10 protein-coding genes are annotated in these 18,059 nt (G+C 67.2%); 8 read left to right on the top strand and 2 right to left on the bottom strand.

What is annotated here, in order from left to right; genetic code table 11:
* The first annotated feature begins 1 nt into the window (after window position 1).
* The 6 genes from FPJ27_RS00870 to FPJ27_RS00895 all read left to right on the top strand — a co-directional run bounded on the left by FPJ27_RS00870 (window position 2) and on the right by FPJ27_RS00895 (window position 8,401).
* The gene (locus FPJ27_RS00870; RefSeq protein WP_204421234.1) at window positions 2-1,327 is read left to right on the top strand and encodes an FAD-binding oxidoreductase; all 1,326 of its coding nucleotides are present in this window, start codon (window positions 2-4) and stop codon (window positions 1,325-1,327) included.
* A 133-nt stretch (window positions 1,328-1,460) separates the two neighbouring features.
* Window positions 1,461-2,738, top strand: a complete 1,278-nt coding sequence (locus FPJ27_RS00875) for an FAD-binding oxidoreductase (RefSeq protein ID WP_204421070.1) — start codon at window positions 1,461-1,463, stop codon at window positions 2,736-2,738.
* Window positions 2,735-4,192, top strand: a complete 1,458-nt coding sequence (locus FPJ27_RS00880; protein ID WP_204421071.1) for an aldehyde dehydrogenase family protein — start codon at window positions 2,735-2,737, stop codon at window positions 4,190-4,192. The genes FPJ27_RS00875 and FPJ27_RS00880 overlap by 4 nt, the downstream gene beginning before the upstream one ends.
* Before the next feature lie 68 nt (window positions 4,193-4,260).
* Window positions 4,261-5,445 carry a M20 aminoacylase family protein gene (locus FPJ27_RS00885; protein WP_204421072.1) on the top strand — a complete coding sequence of 395 codons (1,185 nt, stop codon included), beginning with the start codon at window positions 4,261-4,263 and terminating at the stop codon, window positions 5,443-5,445.
* 373 nt (window positions 5,446-5,818) lie between these two features.
* On the top strand, window positions 5,819-6,721 hold the full coding sequence (locus FPJ27_RS00890) for a GNAT family N-acetyltransferase (RefSeq protein ID WP_204421073.1): 903 nt from the start codon (window positions 5,819-5,821) through the stop codon (window positions 6,719-6,721).
* A gap of 402 nt (window positions 6,722-7,123) precedes the next feature.
* On the top strand, window positions 7,124-8,401 hold the full coding sequence (locus tag FPJ27_RS00895; RefSeq protein WP_072440667.1) for an FAD-binding oxidoreductase: 1,278 nt from the start codon (window positions 7,124-7,126) through the stop codon (window positions 8,399-8,401).
* A 210-nt stretch (window positions 8,402-8,611) separates the two neighbouring features.
* Here FPJ27_RS00895 and FPJ27_RS00900 read toward each other — a convergent pair whose 3' ends face one another.
* Window positions 8,612-10,969 carry a hybrid sensor histidine kinase/response regulator gene (locus tag FPJ27_RS00900; protein ID WP_204421074.1) on the bottom strand — a complete coding sequence of 786 codons (2,358 nt, stop codon included), beginning with the start codon at window positions 10,967-10,969 and terminating at the stop codon, window positions 8,612-8,614.
* A complete protein-coding gene (locus tag FPJ27_RS00905; protein ID WP_072440622.1) occupies window positions 10,962-11,795 on the bottom strand; it encodes a response regulator in 834 nt (277 codons plus the stop codon). Before FPJ27_RS00905 ends, FPJ27_RS00900 begins: the two co-directional genes overlap by 8 nt.
* Window positions 11,796-13,262: 1,467 nt before the next feature.
* Here FPJ27_RS00905 and FPJ27_RS00910 point away from each other — a divergent pair.
* Together FPJ27_RS00910 and FPJ27_RS00915 are read left to right on the top strand one after the other, a co-directional pair.
* A complete protein-coding gene (locus FPJ27_RS00910; RefSeq protein WP_204421075.1) occupies window positions 13,263-17,255 on the top strand; it encodes a YadA-like family protein in 3,993 nt (1,330 codons plus the stop codon).
* A gap of 89 nt (window positions 17,256-17,344) precedes the next feature.
* Complete coding sequence (locus FPJ27_RS00915) at window positions 17,345-18,007, top strand: OmpA family protein (RefSeq protein WP_204421076.1); 663 nt, start codon at window positions 17,345-17,347, stop codon at window positions 18,005-18,007.
* Window positions 18,008-18,059: the final 52 nt, after the last annotated feature.

An 18,059-nucleotide genomic window follows, 5' to 3' on the forward strand; every position in this document is an offset into this window, starting at 1 on the left:
CATGTCACCTCCACTGCAGCACATACAAACTTCGCCCACGCTGCCGGCCGCGGCCGACGTCGTCGTGATCGGAGGCGGGATCATCGGCGTCTTTACCGCCTACTACCTGGCCCGGCGCGGGGTGTCGGTCGCGCTGGTCGAGAAGGGCAGGATCGGAGCGGAGCAGTCGAGCCGCAACTGGGGCTGGTGCCGACAGCAAAACCGCGACGAGCGCGAGTTGCCGATGGCAAGCAAGAGCCTCGATCTCTGGGAACGATTTGCCGCCGAATCCGGTGAAGACACCGGTTTTCATCGTTGCGGGCTGTTGTATCTGAGCAATGACGAAGCCGAATTGTCGCGTTGGTCCAGTTGGGGCGAGTTCGCCAAGACCGCGGGCGTGACGACCTACATGCTCGACAGCCGGCAGGCGAGCGAGCGCGGGCAGCCCACCGGGCGCTCGTGGAAGGGCGGCGTCTTTTCGCCGACCGACGGCACCGCCGATCCGGCGAAGGCCGCGCCGGCCGTGGCCGCTGCACTGATGAAGCTCGGCGGCAGCGTCATCCAGCAGTGCGCGGCCCGCGGCATCGAACGCGAGGGCGGGCGCGTTTCCGGCGTCGTCACGGAAGCCGGGGTGATCAAGACCAGGACGGCCGTGCTCGCCGGCGGCGCGTGGGCGTCGTCGTTCTGCCGCCAGCTCGGCATCCGGTTTCCCCAGGCGTCGATCCGCCAGTCGATCCTGAGCGTGTCGCCGGTCGAACAGCGCTTGCCGGATGCGCTGTATACCTCCGGCGTGTCCATTACGCGCCGCAGCGACGGACGCTACGCACTGGCCATCAGCGGCCGCGCGCGCGTGGACGTGACGCCGCAGTTCCTGCGATTCGCGCCGTATTTCGTGCCGATGTTCGCGAAGCGCTGGCGCAGCCTTCTTCCGGGCGGCCTCGAAGGCATGCGCGGCGGCCACGAAACGCTGAAGCGGTGGCGGCTCGATGCGCCGACACCGATGGAGAGGGTGCGAATTCTCGATCCGAAACCCGATATGCCGACCGTCACCGAAACGTACCGCCGTGCCGTCGAACTGCTGCCCGAACTTCGCGAAGCCACGATCACGCACGCATGGGCCGGGTTTGTCGACAGCACGCCGGACGGCGTCCCGGGTATCGGCGAAGTGCCGGGCCTGCCGGGATTGATCCTGGCCGCCGGCTTTTCCGGGCACGGCTTCGGCATCGGCCCGGGCGCAGGCCACTTGATCGCGGATCTCGCCACCGGTGCGCAACCGATCGTGGACCCGCTGCCGTATCGGCCCGGCCGATTCGGCGATTCCGCGTGGGGCAAGGTCGCCGATTTTTAGTTGACGGCCGTGACGCGGAAGGCGGTGGCGGCGTTTGAACGATGCGCTTCGGTTCGGATCGCGCGGCCGGCAGGATCGGTGCGGCGAATGTCCGCCGGCTTTCCGGTCTGGCACGTCAGCTTTGGAGTGTGTGATGCGTTTCAGTTCCTACTGGCTCGATACGTCCGAGCCATTCGCGGGCAGCTCGCTGGAGCTGCCTGACGGAAGTTGCGACGTGGTCGTGGTGGGCGGCGGGATCACGGGCTCGGCGGCTGCGCTGGCGCTGTCGAAAAAAGGCGCACGGGTCGTCGTCTGCGAAGCGGGCACCGTGGGGCAGGCGGCGTCGGGGCGCAACGGCGGCATGTGCAACAACGGCTTCGCGCAGGATTACGCGTCACTGTCGCAGCGCATCGGCACCGAACTGGCCAACCGGTTGTATCTCGCGTTCGATGCGGGTGTCGACACGGTCGAGCGGCTGGTCGCGGAGGAGTCGATCGACTGCGATTTCGCGCGCCGCGGCAAGCTCAAGCTCGCGGCGAAGCCGGAGCACTACGACAAGCTGGTGCGAAGTCAGGCGCTGCTCGCCGCGAGCGTGGACCCCGACACGCGCGTGGTGACGAAGGCGGAACTGCGCGACGAGATCGGCTCGAACCGTTATCACGGCGGGTTGATCTTCGCGAAGAGCGCCGGGATGCACGTCGGCCGCTATGTGCGCGGTCTGGCGAACGCCGCGCAGGCGCGCGGCGCGCACATTCTGGAGCATGCGCCCGTGCTCGGCTTGAAGCGGGAGGCGGGCGGTGCATACGCGGTGCATACGCCGCTCGGCGAGATTCGTGCGCGCCAGGTGCTGCTCGCGAGCGGCATTTCGCAGGTGGGGCCGTTCGGCTGGATCCGGCGCAGGATCGTGCCGGTCGGCGCGTTCATCATCGTCACCGAGCCTTTGCCGCGCGAGCTCCTGGACCGGTTGCTGCCGACTCGCCGGATGGTCACCGACACGAAGAACTTCGTCAATTTCTTTCGCGTCACGCCCGACAACCGGATGCTGTTCGGCGGGCGGGCGCGTTTCGCGGCGTCGAACCCCCGTTCGGACGAAAAGAGCGGGCTGATCCTGCGACAACAGATGGCCGGCGTGTTTCCCGAGCTGGCCGGCGTGCGCATCGACTATTGCTGGGGCGGCATGGTCGACATGACGGCCAACCGCCTGCCGCGCGCGGGCCAGCGACAAGGCGTTTACTACTCGATGGGCTATAGCGGCCACGGCACGCACATGGCCACGCTGATGGGCACGCTGATGGCGGAGATCATGGACGGGCGAGCCGATCTCAACCCGTGGAAAAACTTCGACTGGCCCGCCATTCCCGGCCACTTCGGCAAACCATGGTTTTTGCCGTTCGTGGGCGCGTGGTACCGACTCAAGGACACCCTGCAATGAATTCACCTGTGCGTCACCTGATGCAAGCCGGAAGGCTGGACCGGTTCTTCATCGACGGAGACTGGGTCATGCCCGACGGCGGCGACCGGTTCGCGGTCGTCTGCCCGTCCACCGAAGACACGCTCTGCGACATCCCGCTCGGCAACGCACGCGACGCCGACCGCGCGGTGCGGGCCGCGCGCGATGCTTTCGAACGCTGGGCCGCGACGTCGCCGCAGCAACGCGCCGCGCTGCTCGACCGCATTCATGCGCTGATCCTGGAGCGCGCCGAACTGTTCGCCGCCGCGCTCGCGATGGAAATGGGCGCGCCGATCAGCTATGCGCGCGGTGCCCATGTGCCGCTCGCGGCCGAACATGTCCGGGTCGCGCGCGATAACCTGGCGAGCTACCCGTTCGTCACGCGGCGGGGGACGACCGCGGTCGTGCGCGAGCCGATCGGCGTGTGCGCGCTGATCACGCCGTGGAACTGGCCGATCTATCAAATTACCGCGAAGGTCGGCCCCGCGCTCGCGGCAGGCTGCACGGTGGTCCTGAAACCGAGCGAGCTGTCGCCGCTCAGCGCGTTGCTGTTTGCGGAAGTGATCGCCGATGCGGGCGTGCCCGCGGGCGTATTCAACCTGGTGAGCGGCAGCGGCACGGAAGTGGGCGCGGCGCTCGCGTCGCACCCGGAAGTCGACATGGTTTCGATCACGGGGTCGACGCGTGCGGGCGTACTGGTCGCGCAAGCGGCGGCGCCGACCGTCAAGCGCGTCGCGCAGGAGCTGGGCGGCAAGTCGCCGAACATCGTGTTGCCCGATGCGGACCTGTCGCGTGCCGTCGCGCCGGGCGTGGCCGCCGCGTTCCGGAACATGGGCCAGTCGTGCAGCGCGCCGACCCGTCTGATCGTTCCGCGCGGCGTTCTGGGCCGAGTCGAGGAACTGGCCGTCGCGGCAACGGAACGGATGGTCGTCGGCGATCCGTTCGCCGAAGCGACGACGCACGGCCCGCTGGCCAATCGCGCGCAGTTCGATCGCGTCGGGCAGATGATCGACGCGGGCATCGACGAACGGGCGAAGCTCATCGCCGGCGGGCCCGGCCGGCCCGCGGGTTTCGATCGAGGCTTTTATGCGCGGCCGACCGTCTTTTCCGAGGTCCGCACCGACATGACGATCGCGCGGCAGGAGATCTTCGGTCCGGTTCTCGCCATCCTTCCTTACGACACCGTCGAGGAAGCCGTCGCGATCGCGAACGACACGGTTTACGGGCTCGGCGCACATGTGCAGGGTACCGACATGGAGCGCGTGCACGCGGTGGCCGCGCGCATCCGGTCGGGTCAGGTGCATCTGAACTACCCGGCATGGGACCCGCAGGCTCCGTTCGGCGGCTACAAGCAGTCGGGGAACGGTCGCGAGTACGGGATCGAAGGCATGGAAGAGTACATGGAAATCAAGTCGATCCTGGGTTTTCATGATTGAAGCCGCTGCTGCGCGCGATGCGGCGGCAGTCCTGATTTGAATCCGCTTGCCTTGTAAAGGTGCCGAAATTGGAAAACCCCGTGATCCCCGACGCGTCGCTGAAAGCCCATCACGCGCACTGGGCGGCATTGCGCCGCGATCTGCATGCGCATCCCGAGTTGCGCTTCGAAGAGCACAGGACGGCCGACGTCGTCGCCCGCGAGCTCGAGGATCTCGGCTATGCGGTGTCGCGCGGGCTCGGCGGCACGGGCGTCGTCGCGAGCCTGCCCGGTGCCGATCCGGGCCGCGGCATCGTGCTCCGCGCCGATCTGGATGCATTGCCGATCCAGGAAACCAACGACTTTGCGCACGCATCGGGCGCGCAGGGGATCATGCACGCGTGCGGGCATGACGGGCATACCGTGATGTTGCTGGGGGCCGCGCGCATCCTGAAGGCGCTGCCGCCGTTGCCGGGCACGGTTCATTTCGTGTTTCAGCCCGGCGAAGAGGGCGGCGCGGGCGCGCGCAAGATGATCGACGACGGGCTCTTCGAGCACTATCCGACGGAGGCGGTATTCGGCATGCACAACTGGCCCGGTTTGCCTGCCGGGCATTTCGGATTGCGTACCGGCCCGATCATGGCCGCCGGCTCCCGCTTCAGGATCACGGTAACGGGCAAGGGCGCGCATGCGGCGCAGCCGCATCTGGGCATCGACCCCGTCCCGCTCGCGTGTTCGATGGTGCTGCAGTGTCAGACCATCGCCGCGCGGCACAAGGATCCGGTGGATCCCGCCGTCGTTTCCGTCTGCATGTTCCATGCGGGAACGACGGACAATGTCATTCCGGACAGCGCCGAGTTGCGCGGGACGATCCGCACGCTGTCGTCCGGATTGCAGCAGAAGTTGCAGCGCGACGTCCAGCTCATGTGCGACGGGCTGGCCCGTGCCTACGGCGCGCAGGTCGACGTCGAGTTTTTCCAGTACTACCCCGCGACGGTCAACACGCCGGCCGAGACCGCACTCTGCGAAGCGGTCATTCGCGAGACGTTCGGCGCCGAGCGCCTTAACCGCGACGTGCCGCCGAACATGACGTCCGAAGATTTCGGCTTCATGCTGGAGGAGCGGCCCGGCGCGTATGTGCTGATCGGCAATGCGCAGGCCGGAACGGCCGCGCCGGCTCTGCATCACCCGAAATACGATTTCAACGACGACATCATTCCGGCCGGCGTCCGGTATTGGGTCGCGCTGGCGCAGCATTACTTCGCGACCGTATGACGCGGCGGTTCGATCGATCATGCCCGGTAGATTCGTCGCGCGATCAGGGCGCGGTGCCCGTATCGCGCATGCGGAGCAGTCACGACAGGCGTTCGCCGGGGACGTATGCCCGATGCCGAACAAGTCGGTAGCCGAGCCGCATCGAATGGTAATGCGCGGGCTGAACATTAAAGACGCGTTAACAGCCGGTTTTCTGGTTGTTAAGCATGACGAAGTCATTATTTCCTATAGTCGACTCCGTGAACTTGCCGGTACGACGCGTATGCCGCGAACGCCCGGGCGTCGATGCGGGCTCGTCGAACATCCGGTGAGGCCGGGTCGCGCCGGCGTTCGCTCCCGGTTGCGGAATGGTGCCCTTTGGAAGGATCGCTTGATGAAACAGGAACACGTGATGAACGACTCTCGCTCGATGACGGAGCTTCGCTATCGAAGGTTCACCGCGGCCGATATACCCGCGGCCCACGCGCTCTCCATGGCACTTCGCTGGCCATTCAGGCTGGAAGACTGGCAGTTTTCCGCCGACACGTCGATCGCGTTCGCGGCCGAGGAGAGCGGTGCGGTCATCGGTACGGCGATGTGCTGGAAGTTCGGCGCGGACCGTGCGTCCATCGGGCACGTCATCGTGTCGTCCGCACACCAGGGCCGGGGTATCGGCCGCGAGCTGATGGAGACGCTCCTCGAGGAACTGGGGCCGCGCATCACGTTCCTGCATGCGACGCCGGCCGGCCAGCCGCTCTACGAAAAGCTCGGTTTCGACGTGTGCGGATCGCTGGACCAGTATCAAGGGAACGTGAGCCGGCCTGCCGCGGTCGCACTGCCCGATGGCGAGCGGCTGCGGGCCGGGACGCCTGCCGATTTGCGCCGCCTCGTCGAACTGGACGCGCGCGCTTCCGGCCTCGAGCGCGATGCGCTTTTGTCGGCATTGCTGACGCGCGGGGAAAGCGTCGTGCTCGAGCGCGACGGCGAAATCGTCGGATTTTCGGTGCTGCGCCGTTTCGGCCGCGGCTACCTGATCGGCCCGGTGGTCGCACCGCGTTCGACCGGCGACGCGCGTGCGAGGGCGCTGATCGGCTATTGGTTGAGCGGCTTGGAGAACGAATTCGTCCGCATCGACGTACCTTCGGGAACGAGCTTGCCGGACTGGCTCGATATGCAGGGATTGAAGCGGGTGGACACCTGCTCGAAGATGGTTCGCAACGCGCCCGCCGCGGCACACGGCGGAGCGCCCGATCCGGCATGCGGGCTATACGGACTCGTCAGCCAGGCGATGTTGTAGGCCACGGCCGCGCACCCGGCGGCGGCGGTCGACGTCCAGCCAGGCCGCCGATCGCGATCCCGGCCGCTACGCTTGCAACGCGGACCCGCGCTTCAAGCGCGTCCTGATCGACATGTCGGTGGGGGCGTGACGCACGGTGCCGGCGCCTGCCATGAAGCGATCGGACGGCATTCGGCCGGTGCGCGGGCTGCCGCGCGGCTTGCGCATGTTGTGCTGCCGCGGCTGCGCAAAACAGCGGATGATGCGCGCGCCATGCGCCAATACGCGGCAACTGCGCTTTTTGGCGATGCTTAAATGGTATTCATCGGGCGGCCATCGCCCGATCACGAACCTGCGGCGACAGGCGGGCCGGCGCTCCGCATGCACGTCATTCGCGGCGCCCGAATGCTCACGAAGGACCCGATGAAATTCGAATCGTACTGGCTGGATACCCGCCCCGACTTTCGCGCCGGCAGCGAAGGGCCCGTCGAAGGGCGTGCCGACGTGGTCGTGATCGGCGGTGGTTTTACCGGGTTGTCGGCGGCGCTGGCGCTCGCGCAGCGCGGCGTGTCGGTCGTGGTGCTCGAAGCCGCACAGGTTGCGGCCGAGGCATCCGGCCGCAACGGCGGCCAATGCAATACCGGCGTCGCTCAGGACTACGCGTCGCTCGCCGGGCGAATCGGCGCCGCGCAGGCGAAGCAGTTCTATCGCGCCTACGAGAGCGCGGTGCGAACCGTAGAAACGATCGTCGCCGAACACGCGATCGACTGCGATTTCCGGCGCGCCGGCAAGCTGAAGCTTGCCGCGAAGCCGCAGCATTTCGCGGGGCTCGCGAAGACCTTCGACGCATTGCGGCGCGACGTCGATCCGGACATCGAACTGATCGACCCGGCGCGAATTCGCGACGAGGTCGGTTCCGACGGCTTTTACGGCGGCCTGCTGCAGCGCAACGGCGCACAGATGCACATGGGCAAGTTCGGCGTCGGGCTCGCGCAAGCCGCGGCGCGGGCCGGCGCGCGCATCTACGAGCATGCGGCCGTCACGCAACTCGAGCGGCTCGATGGCGAGCGCCACGCGATCACCAGCACGCGCGGCACGATCGTGGCCGATCGCGTGCTGGTCGCGACCGGCGCATCGCAGCACGGGCCGTTCGCGTGGTTCCGGCGGCGCATCGCGCCGGTCGGCAGTTTCATCGTGGTGACCGAGCCGCTTCCCGACGAACAACTGAACCGGCTGCTGCCGCACCGCCGCGCCTACGTGACGTCGCGCCAGATCGGCAATTACTTCCGCGTGACGCCCGACAACCGGCTGCTGTTCGGCGGCCGCGCGCGCTTCGCGATGTCGAGCCCGCGCTCCGACGCGAAAAGCGGCGACATCCTGCGCGCCGGGATGGCCGAGTATTTCCCGGCGCTCGCGAACGTGCGGCTCGACTATTGCTGGGGCGGGCTCGTCGACATCACCGCCGACCGCCTGCCGCGTGCCGGCCAGCACGACGGCGTCTATTACTCGATGGGCTACAGCGGCCACGGCGTGCAGATGTCGGTGCACATGGGCCGCGTGATGGCCGACGTGATGTATGGCGCGGCCGCGTCGAATCCGTGGCGCGAGCTCGACTGGCCGGCAATACCGGGCCATTTCGGGCACGCGTGGTTCCTGCCGTTCGTCGGCGCGTATTACCGGCTGCAGGACATCCTGCACTGAACGATGAAAAGGCGCGCGCCGGGCCGGCCGCGTGCGCTGTGCACAGACGCTGATGGAAGCCGGCGTGCGGCCGTTCGCGCGCGGCTTCCGGCGAATCCGGGCTGACCGGGATCATTTGCGTCGCCCGGCTCGTCGAGCGGGCCGATTGTCAGCGGCGTTGAACGGCGGTTGAACGACGTGCTCGCTGGATCGGCAGCGGGCGTTGCCCCGCTATCGCGTCGGCCCGGCCGTATCCGCCTCGACGTCGAATGACGCATCCGCGATACGCGCGCGTTTCAGCGAGCCGGCGAGCTTCTCGATCGCGTGCAGATCGAGGGCGTCGAGGTGCTCGCGCGTCGCCTGCGCGAAGGCTGCATGGGCCGGCTCGTCCGCAAACCGGCCGAGCCATTCCTCGATATCGGTGAGCCGGCCCTCGCCGGCGAGCTGGATCAGTTCGTCGAGCGCATCGTCGGACGGGCCGTGCGGTACGGGTGCGGCGAGCTCCGGTTCGGCGTCGCCCGCCGGCTGAAACCGCCGGACGAGCCACGACGCCGGCACGAGCGCGTGCCCGACGGCCGGCGCGACGACCGGGAACGAGAACGACGTGCCGACGCCCGGCCGGCTGGAGACGGCCAGTTCGCCACCCATCGCGGCGACGATACGCTGCGCGATGAACAGGCCGAGCCCCGTTCCTCCGTTGACGGCCTGCACCTGCTGGTACGCACGGAAGATGTCGGCTGTTCCGGCGATGTCGATCCCGATGCCCGTATCGGCGACCTCGAACACGAGGCGCCATGCATCGCCTTCCCGCGATGCACGAACCGACAGTGTTACCGTGCCGTCGCGCGTGAACTTCGATGCGTTGGACAGCAGGTTGAGCAGCACCTGCTGCAGCCGGATGCCGTCGATCGACAGCTTGCGCGGCAACGGCGTCAGCGGCCGATAGTCGAACCGGTTGCCCTGCTGCGAACACAGCGCGACCGCATAGTCGCCGATATCGTTCAGCAGGCCGGGCAGGTCGGTCACGTCGGGCGAAATGCCGAGCGGCTGAAGCTCGGCTTTGGTGAACGCGAGCAATTCGTCGATCAGCGCGAGCTGGTAGCGGATGCTGCGGTCGATCGACCGGATCAGCCGCGCCTGGCTGCGCGTCGCGCTTTGCAGCAGCAGCTTTGCGTAGCCGTTGATCGTGGACAGCGGTGCGCGCAAATCGTGGCTGACATAGCCGAGCGTCTCGATCTTCTGCTGCATGTGCGTCTTCGCCTGCTGCAGCGCGTCGTTGAGCGCGACGGTGCGTCTCGCCACTTCGTCGCGCAGCCGATCCTGTTCGGTGAGCTGCCAGTGCTCGAGCCGCTTGCGCGCGTCGGTGCGCTGGCGGCCCACGTGGTCGATCCATGCGGCCAGCACCAGTAGATGCGTGGCGAGCCCGATGATCGCGATGACGGGGTTCGGATAGAGGTCGGATTTCAGCCAGAACAGCCAGGCCGGCATCGCGTTCATGCCGTCGAGCATCCGGAGCAGGATGTTGAAGGTGGCGAACGTGACGGCGATCAGCATCACGCGGCTCGTCGGCGTGCGGCGGATCGCGAGCATCAGCGCGACGCTGATGTTCACGATCCCCATCGCCGTGTTCAGCCGCAGGCAGAACCACGCGAACGTCAGCAGGTCGCCGAACGCCGCGCCGGCCATGCCGATGCATTCGAGCGCGAGGAACGCAACGTAGATCGCACGCATCGGCATGCCGGCCTTTTCGCGGTGCGCCACCATCAGGATGAAGGCGATGAAGCAGGCCACCGACAGATACGCGAAGATCATCTCGCCGCGCGCGGACCACGCGTAGGCGCCGGGCCACAGATACATTGCGGTATAGCCGCGGTACGTCGCTTCGAACAGCGTCGTGCTCAGGGCCAGCACCGCCAGCACGACGAACTTGCCGCTGCGCGAAAAGAAACCGATCAGCAGCGCGCACCACACGAGTGCGAGCAGCCCGCCGAAGAAGCCGAAGTTCCACATCGCGGCGCGAAGTTCCTGCGCGTTCCACGCGTCGCGGGTGAACGCGGCCGGCGCGAGCCGCATTTCCTTGCGCGACGTGACGCGGATCAGCACGGGCAGCCGTTCGCCCGCGCGCAGCGTCATGTCGAGCACCGGATATCGGGAAGCCGCACGGTTCGCGTCGCCGTTATCCGCCGGGAATCGGGCGGCGAGCGTCCACGCGCCGCCGCGTTCGACATAAAAGTCTGCCCGGTCGACGCGTGCGTCGCGAATCGCGAGCACCAGCGCGCGCTCGACGCTGTCGCGATTGGCCAGCGTCGCGCTCACCCACCACGCCGAGCGGGAAAACTCGATGTTGAAAGACGGTTCCGCTGCCGCTGCCGCTGCCGCAGGCGCGCCGCGTGGCGAACCTTCAAGCCGCGCGGCCACCTCGCCGACGGACATCGCCGCGCCCGGATCCTCGACGATCGATACCGCTTCCACGCGCGCGGAGCGTCCGGATGGCTCCGTCGCGTCGGCGCGGGGCGCCGCGCACGCGGCCACCAGCACCAGCAGGAGCGGCAGGACGGCGAGCCAGCCCGACGCGCGGTGCCTATGCATCGCGCGGGTGTTCATGCGACGGGGGCGGTGCGTCGACCATCGGGCGCTGGCGCCGCCAGTCGGACGGCGTGATGCCGAAGCGCTCGCGAAACGCCGTGGCGAAATTGCCCGGCGTCGAAAAGCCGATTTCCTCGGCGATGTCGCCGATTCCCATCGACGTCTCCGCGAGAAAGTGCTTCGCCGCGCGCAGTCGCGTATCGCGCAGATATTCGAACACGGTCTGGCCAAGGTGATCGCGGAACACGCGGGACAGGCGCTTCTCGTGCGTGCCGACCTGCCGCGCGAGTTCGTCGAGCGCCGGCGGGTTGCGCAGTTCGCGCAGCAGGATTTCGCTCGCCGCACGCACCAGCGCGGCGTCGGGATGATCGGGCAGTTCGGGCAGGTGCGCAAACGGCTGGCTGCGACGCGCGCGTTTCAGGTGATTGCGGATTCGGGCGATCACCTCGGCAGGTTCGAACGGCTTCACGATGTAGTCGAGCGCACCGGTTTCGAGCCCCGCGATCCGATCCTCGAGATCGCCCGCCGCGGTCAGGATGATGACGGGAATGTTCTGCGTCGATGGCGTTGACGCCAGCAGCCGGCACGCGGCGAAGCCGTCCATACGCGGCATCCGCACATCCATCAGGATCAGGTCGGGTGCGATGGCCTGCGCGCGGTGATACGCCTGCAGACCGTCGAATGCGACGCTGATCCGGCACCGCGCGGCGCGCAGGATTTCCGTCAGGAGCCGCAGGTCGTTCGGGCGGTCGTCCACGACGAGAATGTGTGCGCCAGCGAGATCCGGCGTGGCGCGGAGCGACGCCGGACTGGACGAGCGGGATGACATGGTTGCTAAAGCTTAGGGGGTAGGCCGGGGGCGGACTCGCTGCATCTGTGTGCGCGATTGTTGCAAAAAATTATATGTCGACAAAGACACAGGCGGTGGGGATTCCGTGCGGCGCGTGTGGGCATGTTTGACAACACGACGGTCTGTCGCGATCGCCGCAACCGGGGGCGGAAAATCGGATGGAAAAAAATTCCGATTTCGATATTAAATACCGGATTTTATTTCCGATCGAATGGCCGATGAATCGAATTGGCCCGGACGATGAATTGACGTTCGTTATATCGAGAAGGTGGTCGGCACGGCGGCGGATCGGGTTCATCGATTCACTGTCTCAACGATTAAGGTTTTTTTATGATTCGTTAAAAATACTTTCACATATATCCGGCTCGTCGCGCGGAATTGTATGAATGTAAATAACATCCGCTCCGGAAAACAATTTGTCCGCTCCGGAAAAGGTTCGATCGAAAGAAGCTCGGCACACTAGGCAGGACGCGGCTGGAATCGGTTCTTTGGCATGACCCGGTCCCGCGCGAAAATTCCTGTCGCTGCCGTCTTTCCGAGAATGCGGCATTCAATGTGACATTGAATGCTGGCGGTCCCACTTTTCGGGACGACGGTCATGCGGCGAAGGTTGGCACGAGGTAATGCGAGCTTCATCGTTCGTCGAATGCACCGATATGAAAAATTACCGATGAATCATGAAGCAGATGCGAGTTTGGCACATCAGGCAACAAAAAATCGTCAAACAAAGTCAGTAGATTAATTGAGTGCAGGGGTCATCCGGCGGTCATCTTCCATTCCGGAAATCCGGAATCGAAGATGCGCGCCAGGATGGAAAGAGTGAGTGGGTTCGCGTCGATCGCCGGGCGGTTCGATCCTTCGGGAGGCGGTTGCGCGAGATGCACTCTCGAATCAGGCGGGCGCGAAAAAACATGAACATCAAAAGCATGGCAGATCAAGGCACCGGTTCGCCCGAGCCGTTGTCGGCGGTCAGCGGCCGCGGGCCGGCGGCGCATGCATCGGCTCCGGGGGCCATGCGACGCCATCCTCCCCCCGAATGACATAGCGGGACCGCGCGGCGGTTCGGCGCGGCATCCGTCCATCCGGCGTCTGAACGACGCTTTCTCATGAAATCCGAGGTCGCCCGCGGTTCGGCGCGACGGCGTGCGCACGCGTTCTTTCGCGGTGCGGCGCGCCGCGTGCCGCCTGATCCGGGAGCCCGGTTTCGATGATTCGATAAACCACGATCGTCGTCGTGCGTCGTGTCGTACGGACACGGGCGGCGGACGGTCGCGTGATCGCGACGTGCGTCGCGTGTGTCGTGCAGAGCCGTCCGGCAGTCAAGTTAGAAGTCCGAAGTAGGTTGCGGAGCGTCGCGAGACGGGTGAAAACGGAGACGGAGACAGTCTTCGCCCGGCCGCGTTCGCTGTTGCGTCATCCAGCACATGTGAACCGAGGGAAAACAAGATGAACAAGTCGTTCAAGTCGATCTGGAACGAAGCACTGGGCGCGTGGGTCGCGGCGTCGGAGCTCGATCGTGCGCGCGGCAAGCGGGTTGCGTCGTCGAGAAGCGCGTGCGCGCATGCGGCGGAGGCGGGCTCCGCCGCGGGCATCGCTACGCCGCCGGCGCTGTCGCCCAGGCGACTCGTCGTGATGATGGCGGCCGCGTATCTCGGGCTGTTCCAGGCCGGTGCGCATGCGCAATATTCGCAGGGCGGCGGCTCCGCGACCGGGGGTCCCAGTTCGATCTCGATCGGTAACGGGTCGCTTGCCACGCAGGTGAATTCCACCGCATACGGCAACCTGTCGACGGCCGCGGGTGTGTCGTCCACCGCGATCGGGCCGGGCGCGCATGCGATGGGCGACGGCGGGACGGCTATCGGCATCAACTCGCAGGCGACCGGCGTCAATAGCTCGGCGCTGGGCGTGCAGGCGATCGGCAGCGGCGCTTACTCGGTTGCCGTCGGCAATCTGTCGAGCGCGACCCAGAGCGGTACAGTGGCGATCGGCAGCGGCGCGGCCGCGACTGGCGTCTCGGCGGTCGGGCTCGGCAACAATGCGCTGGCGTCCGGCCAGTATGCGGCCGCGCTCGGTCTCGGGGCGAGCGCGGTGGGGGCGCAAAGCGTCTCGCTCGGCTATGCGTCGAATGCAACCAATACGGGCTCGGTCGCGCTCGGCAACCAGTCGACGAGTTCGGGCGCGGCCGGCGTCGCGGTGGGCAGCGGCGCGCTGGCTTCCGGAAATTCGGCCGTGGCGATGGGCGTCAACAGCGGCGCGAAGGGCGGGTCGTCGATCGCGATCGGCTGGGGCGGCGTTGCAGGCGTGCCCGGTTCGGGCACGCAGTCGCTCGGCACCAGCTCGATCGCGATGGGCTCGAAAACGACGGCCGGCGCCGACAACGCGATTGCGTTCGGCCTGAGCGCCAATGCGTCGGGCCTCAGTTCGGTCGCGATGGGCGTTCAGTCGAGCGCGACGCAGCAGTTCGGCGTGGCGCTGGGCAATCTCGCGCTCGCAACCGGCATATCGGCATCGGCGCTGGGCCCCGGGGCGACGGCGTCGGCCGTGAATGCGACGGCGATCGGCATCAACAGTGTCGCGGCGGCCGGGTCCACCGTGGCGATCGGCGACAGCAACTCGGTGGCCGCCACGGCAGGCGCCGGGTCGATCGCCGGCGGTAACAGCTCGAAGGTGCTGGGCGGCATCGGTGCGGTGGCGCTCGGGTTTGGCCAGACCGTCAGCGGCAACGGCGCGGTGGCAATCGGCGATCCGAGCACCGCGATCGGCACCGGCGCGGTGACGGCCGGTTCGAACAACACCGCGAACGGCGACGGTGCGGTGGCGATCGGCAACACGAACAACGCGCAGGGCATCGGCTCGGTCGCGCTCGGCAATACGTCGACCGCGGCGGCAGCGGGCGCGGTGGCGTTCGGCGCGTCGGCGGTGGCGAACAACGCGAACGACGTCGCGCTCGGCTCCGGCTCGGTGACGGCCGCGCCGAACCCGACCGCGACCGGCACCATCGGCGGCGTCACGTACACGTTCAACGGCGTCAATCCGACCAGCGTCGTCAGCGTCGGCGCGCCGGGTCGCGAGCGCCAGATCACCAACGTCGCCGCGGGGCGGATCAGCTCGACCAGCACGGACGCGATCAACGGCTCGCAGCTCGATGCGACGAACCAGGCGGTGACGTCGCTGTCGACGTCGACGTTGTCGAGCATCACGTCGTTGTCGACGTCGACATCGACGGGCATCGGCTCGCTGTCGACCGGCCTGAGCTCGACGAACAGCACGGTCACGTCGTTGTCGACGTCCACGTCTACCGGCTTGTCGTCGGCCAACAGCGCGATCACGTCGCTGTCGACGTCGACTTCGACGGGGATCAGCTCGCTGTCCACCGGCCTGAGTTCGACGAACAGCGCGATCACGTCGCTGTCGACGTCGACGTCGACGGGCATCGGTTCGCTGTCGACCGGCCTGAGCTCGACCAACAGCACGATCACGTCGTTGTCGACGTCGACATCGACGGGCATCGGTTCGCTGTCGACCGGCCTGAGCTCGACCAACAGCACGATCACGTCGCTGTCCACATCGACGTCGACGGGCATCAGCTCGCTGTCGACCGGCCTGTCCAGCACCAACAGCAACCTGACGTCGCTGTCGACGGCCACGTCGACGGGCATCAGCTCGTTGTCCACGGGTCTCAGCTCGATCGCGTCGAACAACAACAACCTTGGCAACAGCACGGCCGGCGCGATCGGCGGCGGTTCGACCTACGATCCGACGACCGGCACGATCTCGGCGCCGTCGTACGTGACGTACAACCGCGACGGCTCGACGACGATCAACAACAACGTCGGCTCGGCGATCGACAACATCAACGCGAACGGCATCAAGTACTTCCACGCGAACTCGACCGCGCCGGACAGTCAGGCGCTGGGCCTCGACAGCGTGGCGATCGGGCCGAAGGCGATCTCGCAGGTGGACGGCGGCATCGCGCTCGGCTCGGGTTCGGTGTCCGATCGTCCGATCGTGCAGTCATCCGGGATCATGCGCAACGGCAGCGCGTCGATTCCGTTCGATACGACCGACGCGACGCTGCTCGGCGCGGTATCCGTCGGCAGTGCGGCGGGCAATTCCTATCGCCAGATCACCAACGTCGCGGACGGCACGGGGCAGCACGACGCGGTGACGCTGCGGCAGCTGACCGGCGCGTTGCAGTCGTTCGCGGTCACGCCCCAGAAGTACTTCCACGCGAATTCGACTGCGGCGGATTCGCTCGCGGTCGGCGCGGAATCGGTCGCGGTGGGGCCGACGACGGTGGTGAACGGCGATAACGGCGTGGGCATCGGCAACGGCGCGATCGTCGACCAGACCGCTCCCGGCGGCGTTGCAATCGGGCAGGCCGCGCATTCCGCGCAAGCCGACGCGATCGCGCTCGGCAGCGGCGCGACGGCAACCGGCGCGCAGTCCGTCGCGCAGGGCGCCAATGCGGTCGCGGTCAGCGTGGGCAGCGTCGCGCTCGGCTCGGGCGCGCGCAGCTCGGCGACCGATGCGCTCGCGCTCGGGGCCGGCGCGACGTCGACGTTCGCGAACAGCGTCGCGCTCGGCGCCGGTTCGCTGACGACGGTCGGCGCGCTGACGAACTACATCGCGTACGGCCTGAGCAGCCCGCAATCGTCGGCCGGCGAAGTGAACGTCGGCAACCGGCAGATCACCAGCCTCGCGGCCGGCAAGAACGGCACCGATGCGGTGAACGTGTCGCAGCTCGATGCGGTCGCCAACCAGCTGACGACGCTGATCGACCAGCGCACCGCGAACGGCTCGTATTCGACGAATCCGACCGGCACGAAGACCGCGCCGCTGCCGGCCGGCTCGAATTCGTCGGCGGGCGGCTCGGGCGCGGTGGCATCGGGCTCGAACAGCACGGCGGTCGGCAACAGTTCGACGGCGTCCGGCAGCGGCTCGACCGCGATCGGCGTCGGCGCGGTGTCGTCGGGCAACAACTCGACCGCGATCGGCGCCGGCAGCAACGACGGCGGCCGGTCGAACGTGGTCGCGGTCGGCTCGGCGGATGCGCCGCGGCAGGTCGCCAACGTCGCGGCGGGCACGCAGGGCACCGACGCGGTGAACGTCAATCAGCTGAATGCCGTATCGAACCAGTTCACGCAGTCGCTGAACACGGTCAACAACCAGCTCACGCAGATGCAGCAGCAGATCCAGCAGACCGACTCGATGGCGCGCCAAGGGATTGCCGCAACCGCCGCGATCGCGTCGATTCCGCACATGGATCGCGACTCCAATTTCGCGATGGGGGTCGGTACTTCGACGTTCCTCGGTCAGAAGGCCATGGCGGTCGGCGTGCAGGCGCGCATCACGGAGAACCTGAAGGCGACGTTGAACGGCGGTTTCGCCGGCAGTCAGCGCGTCGTCGGCGCCGGTATGTTGTATCAGTGGAAGTGAGCGAGCGCGAACCACACGGAACGCACGCGAATGCGGCTGTGCCGCGCGCACCGCATTCGCTGCGCCCATCGCATTTTCGGAGTCATCAAGTGAAAAAACACCATCTTGCATTGCTGGCGTCCGTCGTTTCCCTGGCTGCGTGTTCGAGCGCATCGGGGCCGACGTTCAACGCGTACGAACTGCAGCCGCGCGACGGCATTCGAACCTTCCGCGTGGACTGCCACGGCATCCTGTCGAGCGAGAAGACCTGCATGAAAGTCGCGACGCGCATGTGCGGCAGCGATGCCGTGCGCACGGTCGATTCCGCGGCGCCGTTCCGCGACGGCGCGGACCCGCGCTCGCTCGTGTTCCAGTGCGGCGCGCCGGCAGCGCCGGCCCCGGCAGCCGCGCCGGCCGCACCGGCGGCCGCCGAGAAAGTCAGCCTGACGGGCGATGCGTACTTTGCGACCGACTCCGCCGCGCTGACGCCCACCGCGCAGTCCGCGCTCGACGCGTTGCTGAATCGTCAGGGCGACAAGCATTACTCGCGCGTGGACGTGACGGGCTATACCGACTCGACCGGCTCGGATGCGCACAATCTGTCGCTGTCGCGGCGGCGTGCGGAGGCGGTCGCGGCCTATTTGCGCGAGCATGGGCTGAAGGCGGATTCGTTCGCGGCGACGGGGCGCGGCGACGCCGATCCGGCCGCGTCGAACGATACGGCGGAAGGGCGCGCGCGCAACCGGCGCGTGGAAATCCTGCTGCAGAAGTAGCCGCGGCGACACAGCATCGGCACGCGCGAGCGTCGCAACCGGCGGCGCGCGT

This window comes from Burkholderia sp. MS455 (assembly GCF_016899445.1).
In the GTDB taxonomy this organism is placed as follows: domain Bacteria; phylum Pseudomonadota; class Gammaproteobacteria; order Burkholderiales; family Burkholderiaceae; genus Burkholderia; species Burkholderia pyrrocinia_C.

Excerpts from the sequence above, each read along its gene's own strand:
- FPJ27_RS00870 (WP_204421234.1), top strand. The coding sequence starts at position 2 with ATGTCACCTCCACTGCAGCACATACAAACTTCGCCCACGCTGCCGGCC.
- FPJ27_RS00875 (WP_204421070.1), top strand. The coding sequence starts at position 1,461 with ATGCGTTTCAGTTCCTACTGGCTCGATACGTCCGAGCCATTCGCGGGC.
- FPJ27_RS00880 (WP_204421071.1), top strand. The coding sequence starts at position 2,735 with ATGAATTCACCTGTGCGTCACCTGATGCAAGCCGGAAGGCTGGACCGG.
- FPJ27_RS00890 (WP_204421073.1), top strand. The coding sequence starts at position 5,819 with ATGAAACAGGAACACGTGATGAACGACTCTCGCTCGATGACGGAGCTT.
- FPJ27_RS00895 (WP_072440667.1), top strand. The coding sequence starts at position 7,124 with ATGAAATTCGAATCGTACTGGCTGGATACCCGCCCCGACTTTCGCGCC.
- FPJ27_RS00900 (WP_204421074.1), bottom strand. The coding sequence starts at position 10,969 with ATGCATAGGCACCGCGCGTCGGGCTGGCTCGCCGTCCTGCCGCTCCTG.
- FPJ27_RS00905 (WP_072440622.1), bottom strand. The coding sequence starts at position 11,795 with ATGTCATCCCGCTCGTCCAGTCCGGCGTCGCTCCGCGCCACGCCGGAT.
- FPJ27_RS00910 (WP_204421075.1), top strand. The coding sequence starts at position 13,263 with ATGAACAAGTCGTTCAAGTCGATCTGGAACGAAGCACTGGGCGCGTGG.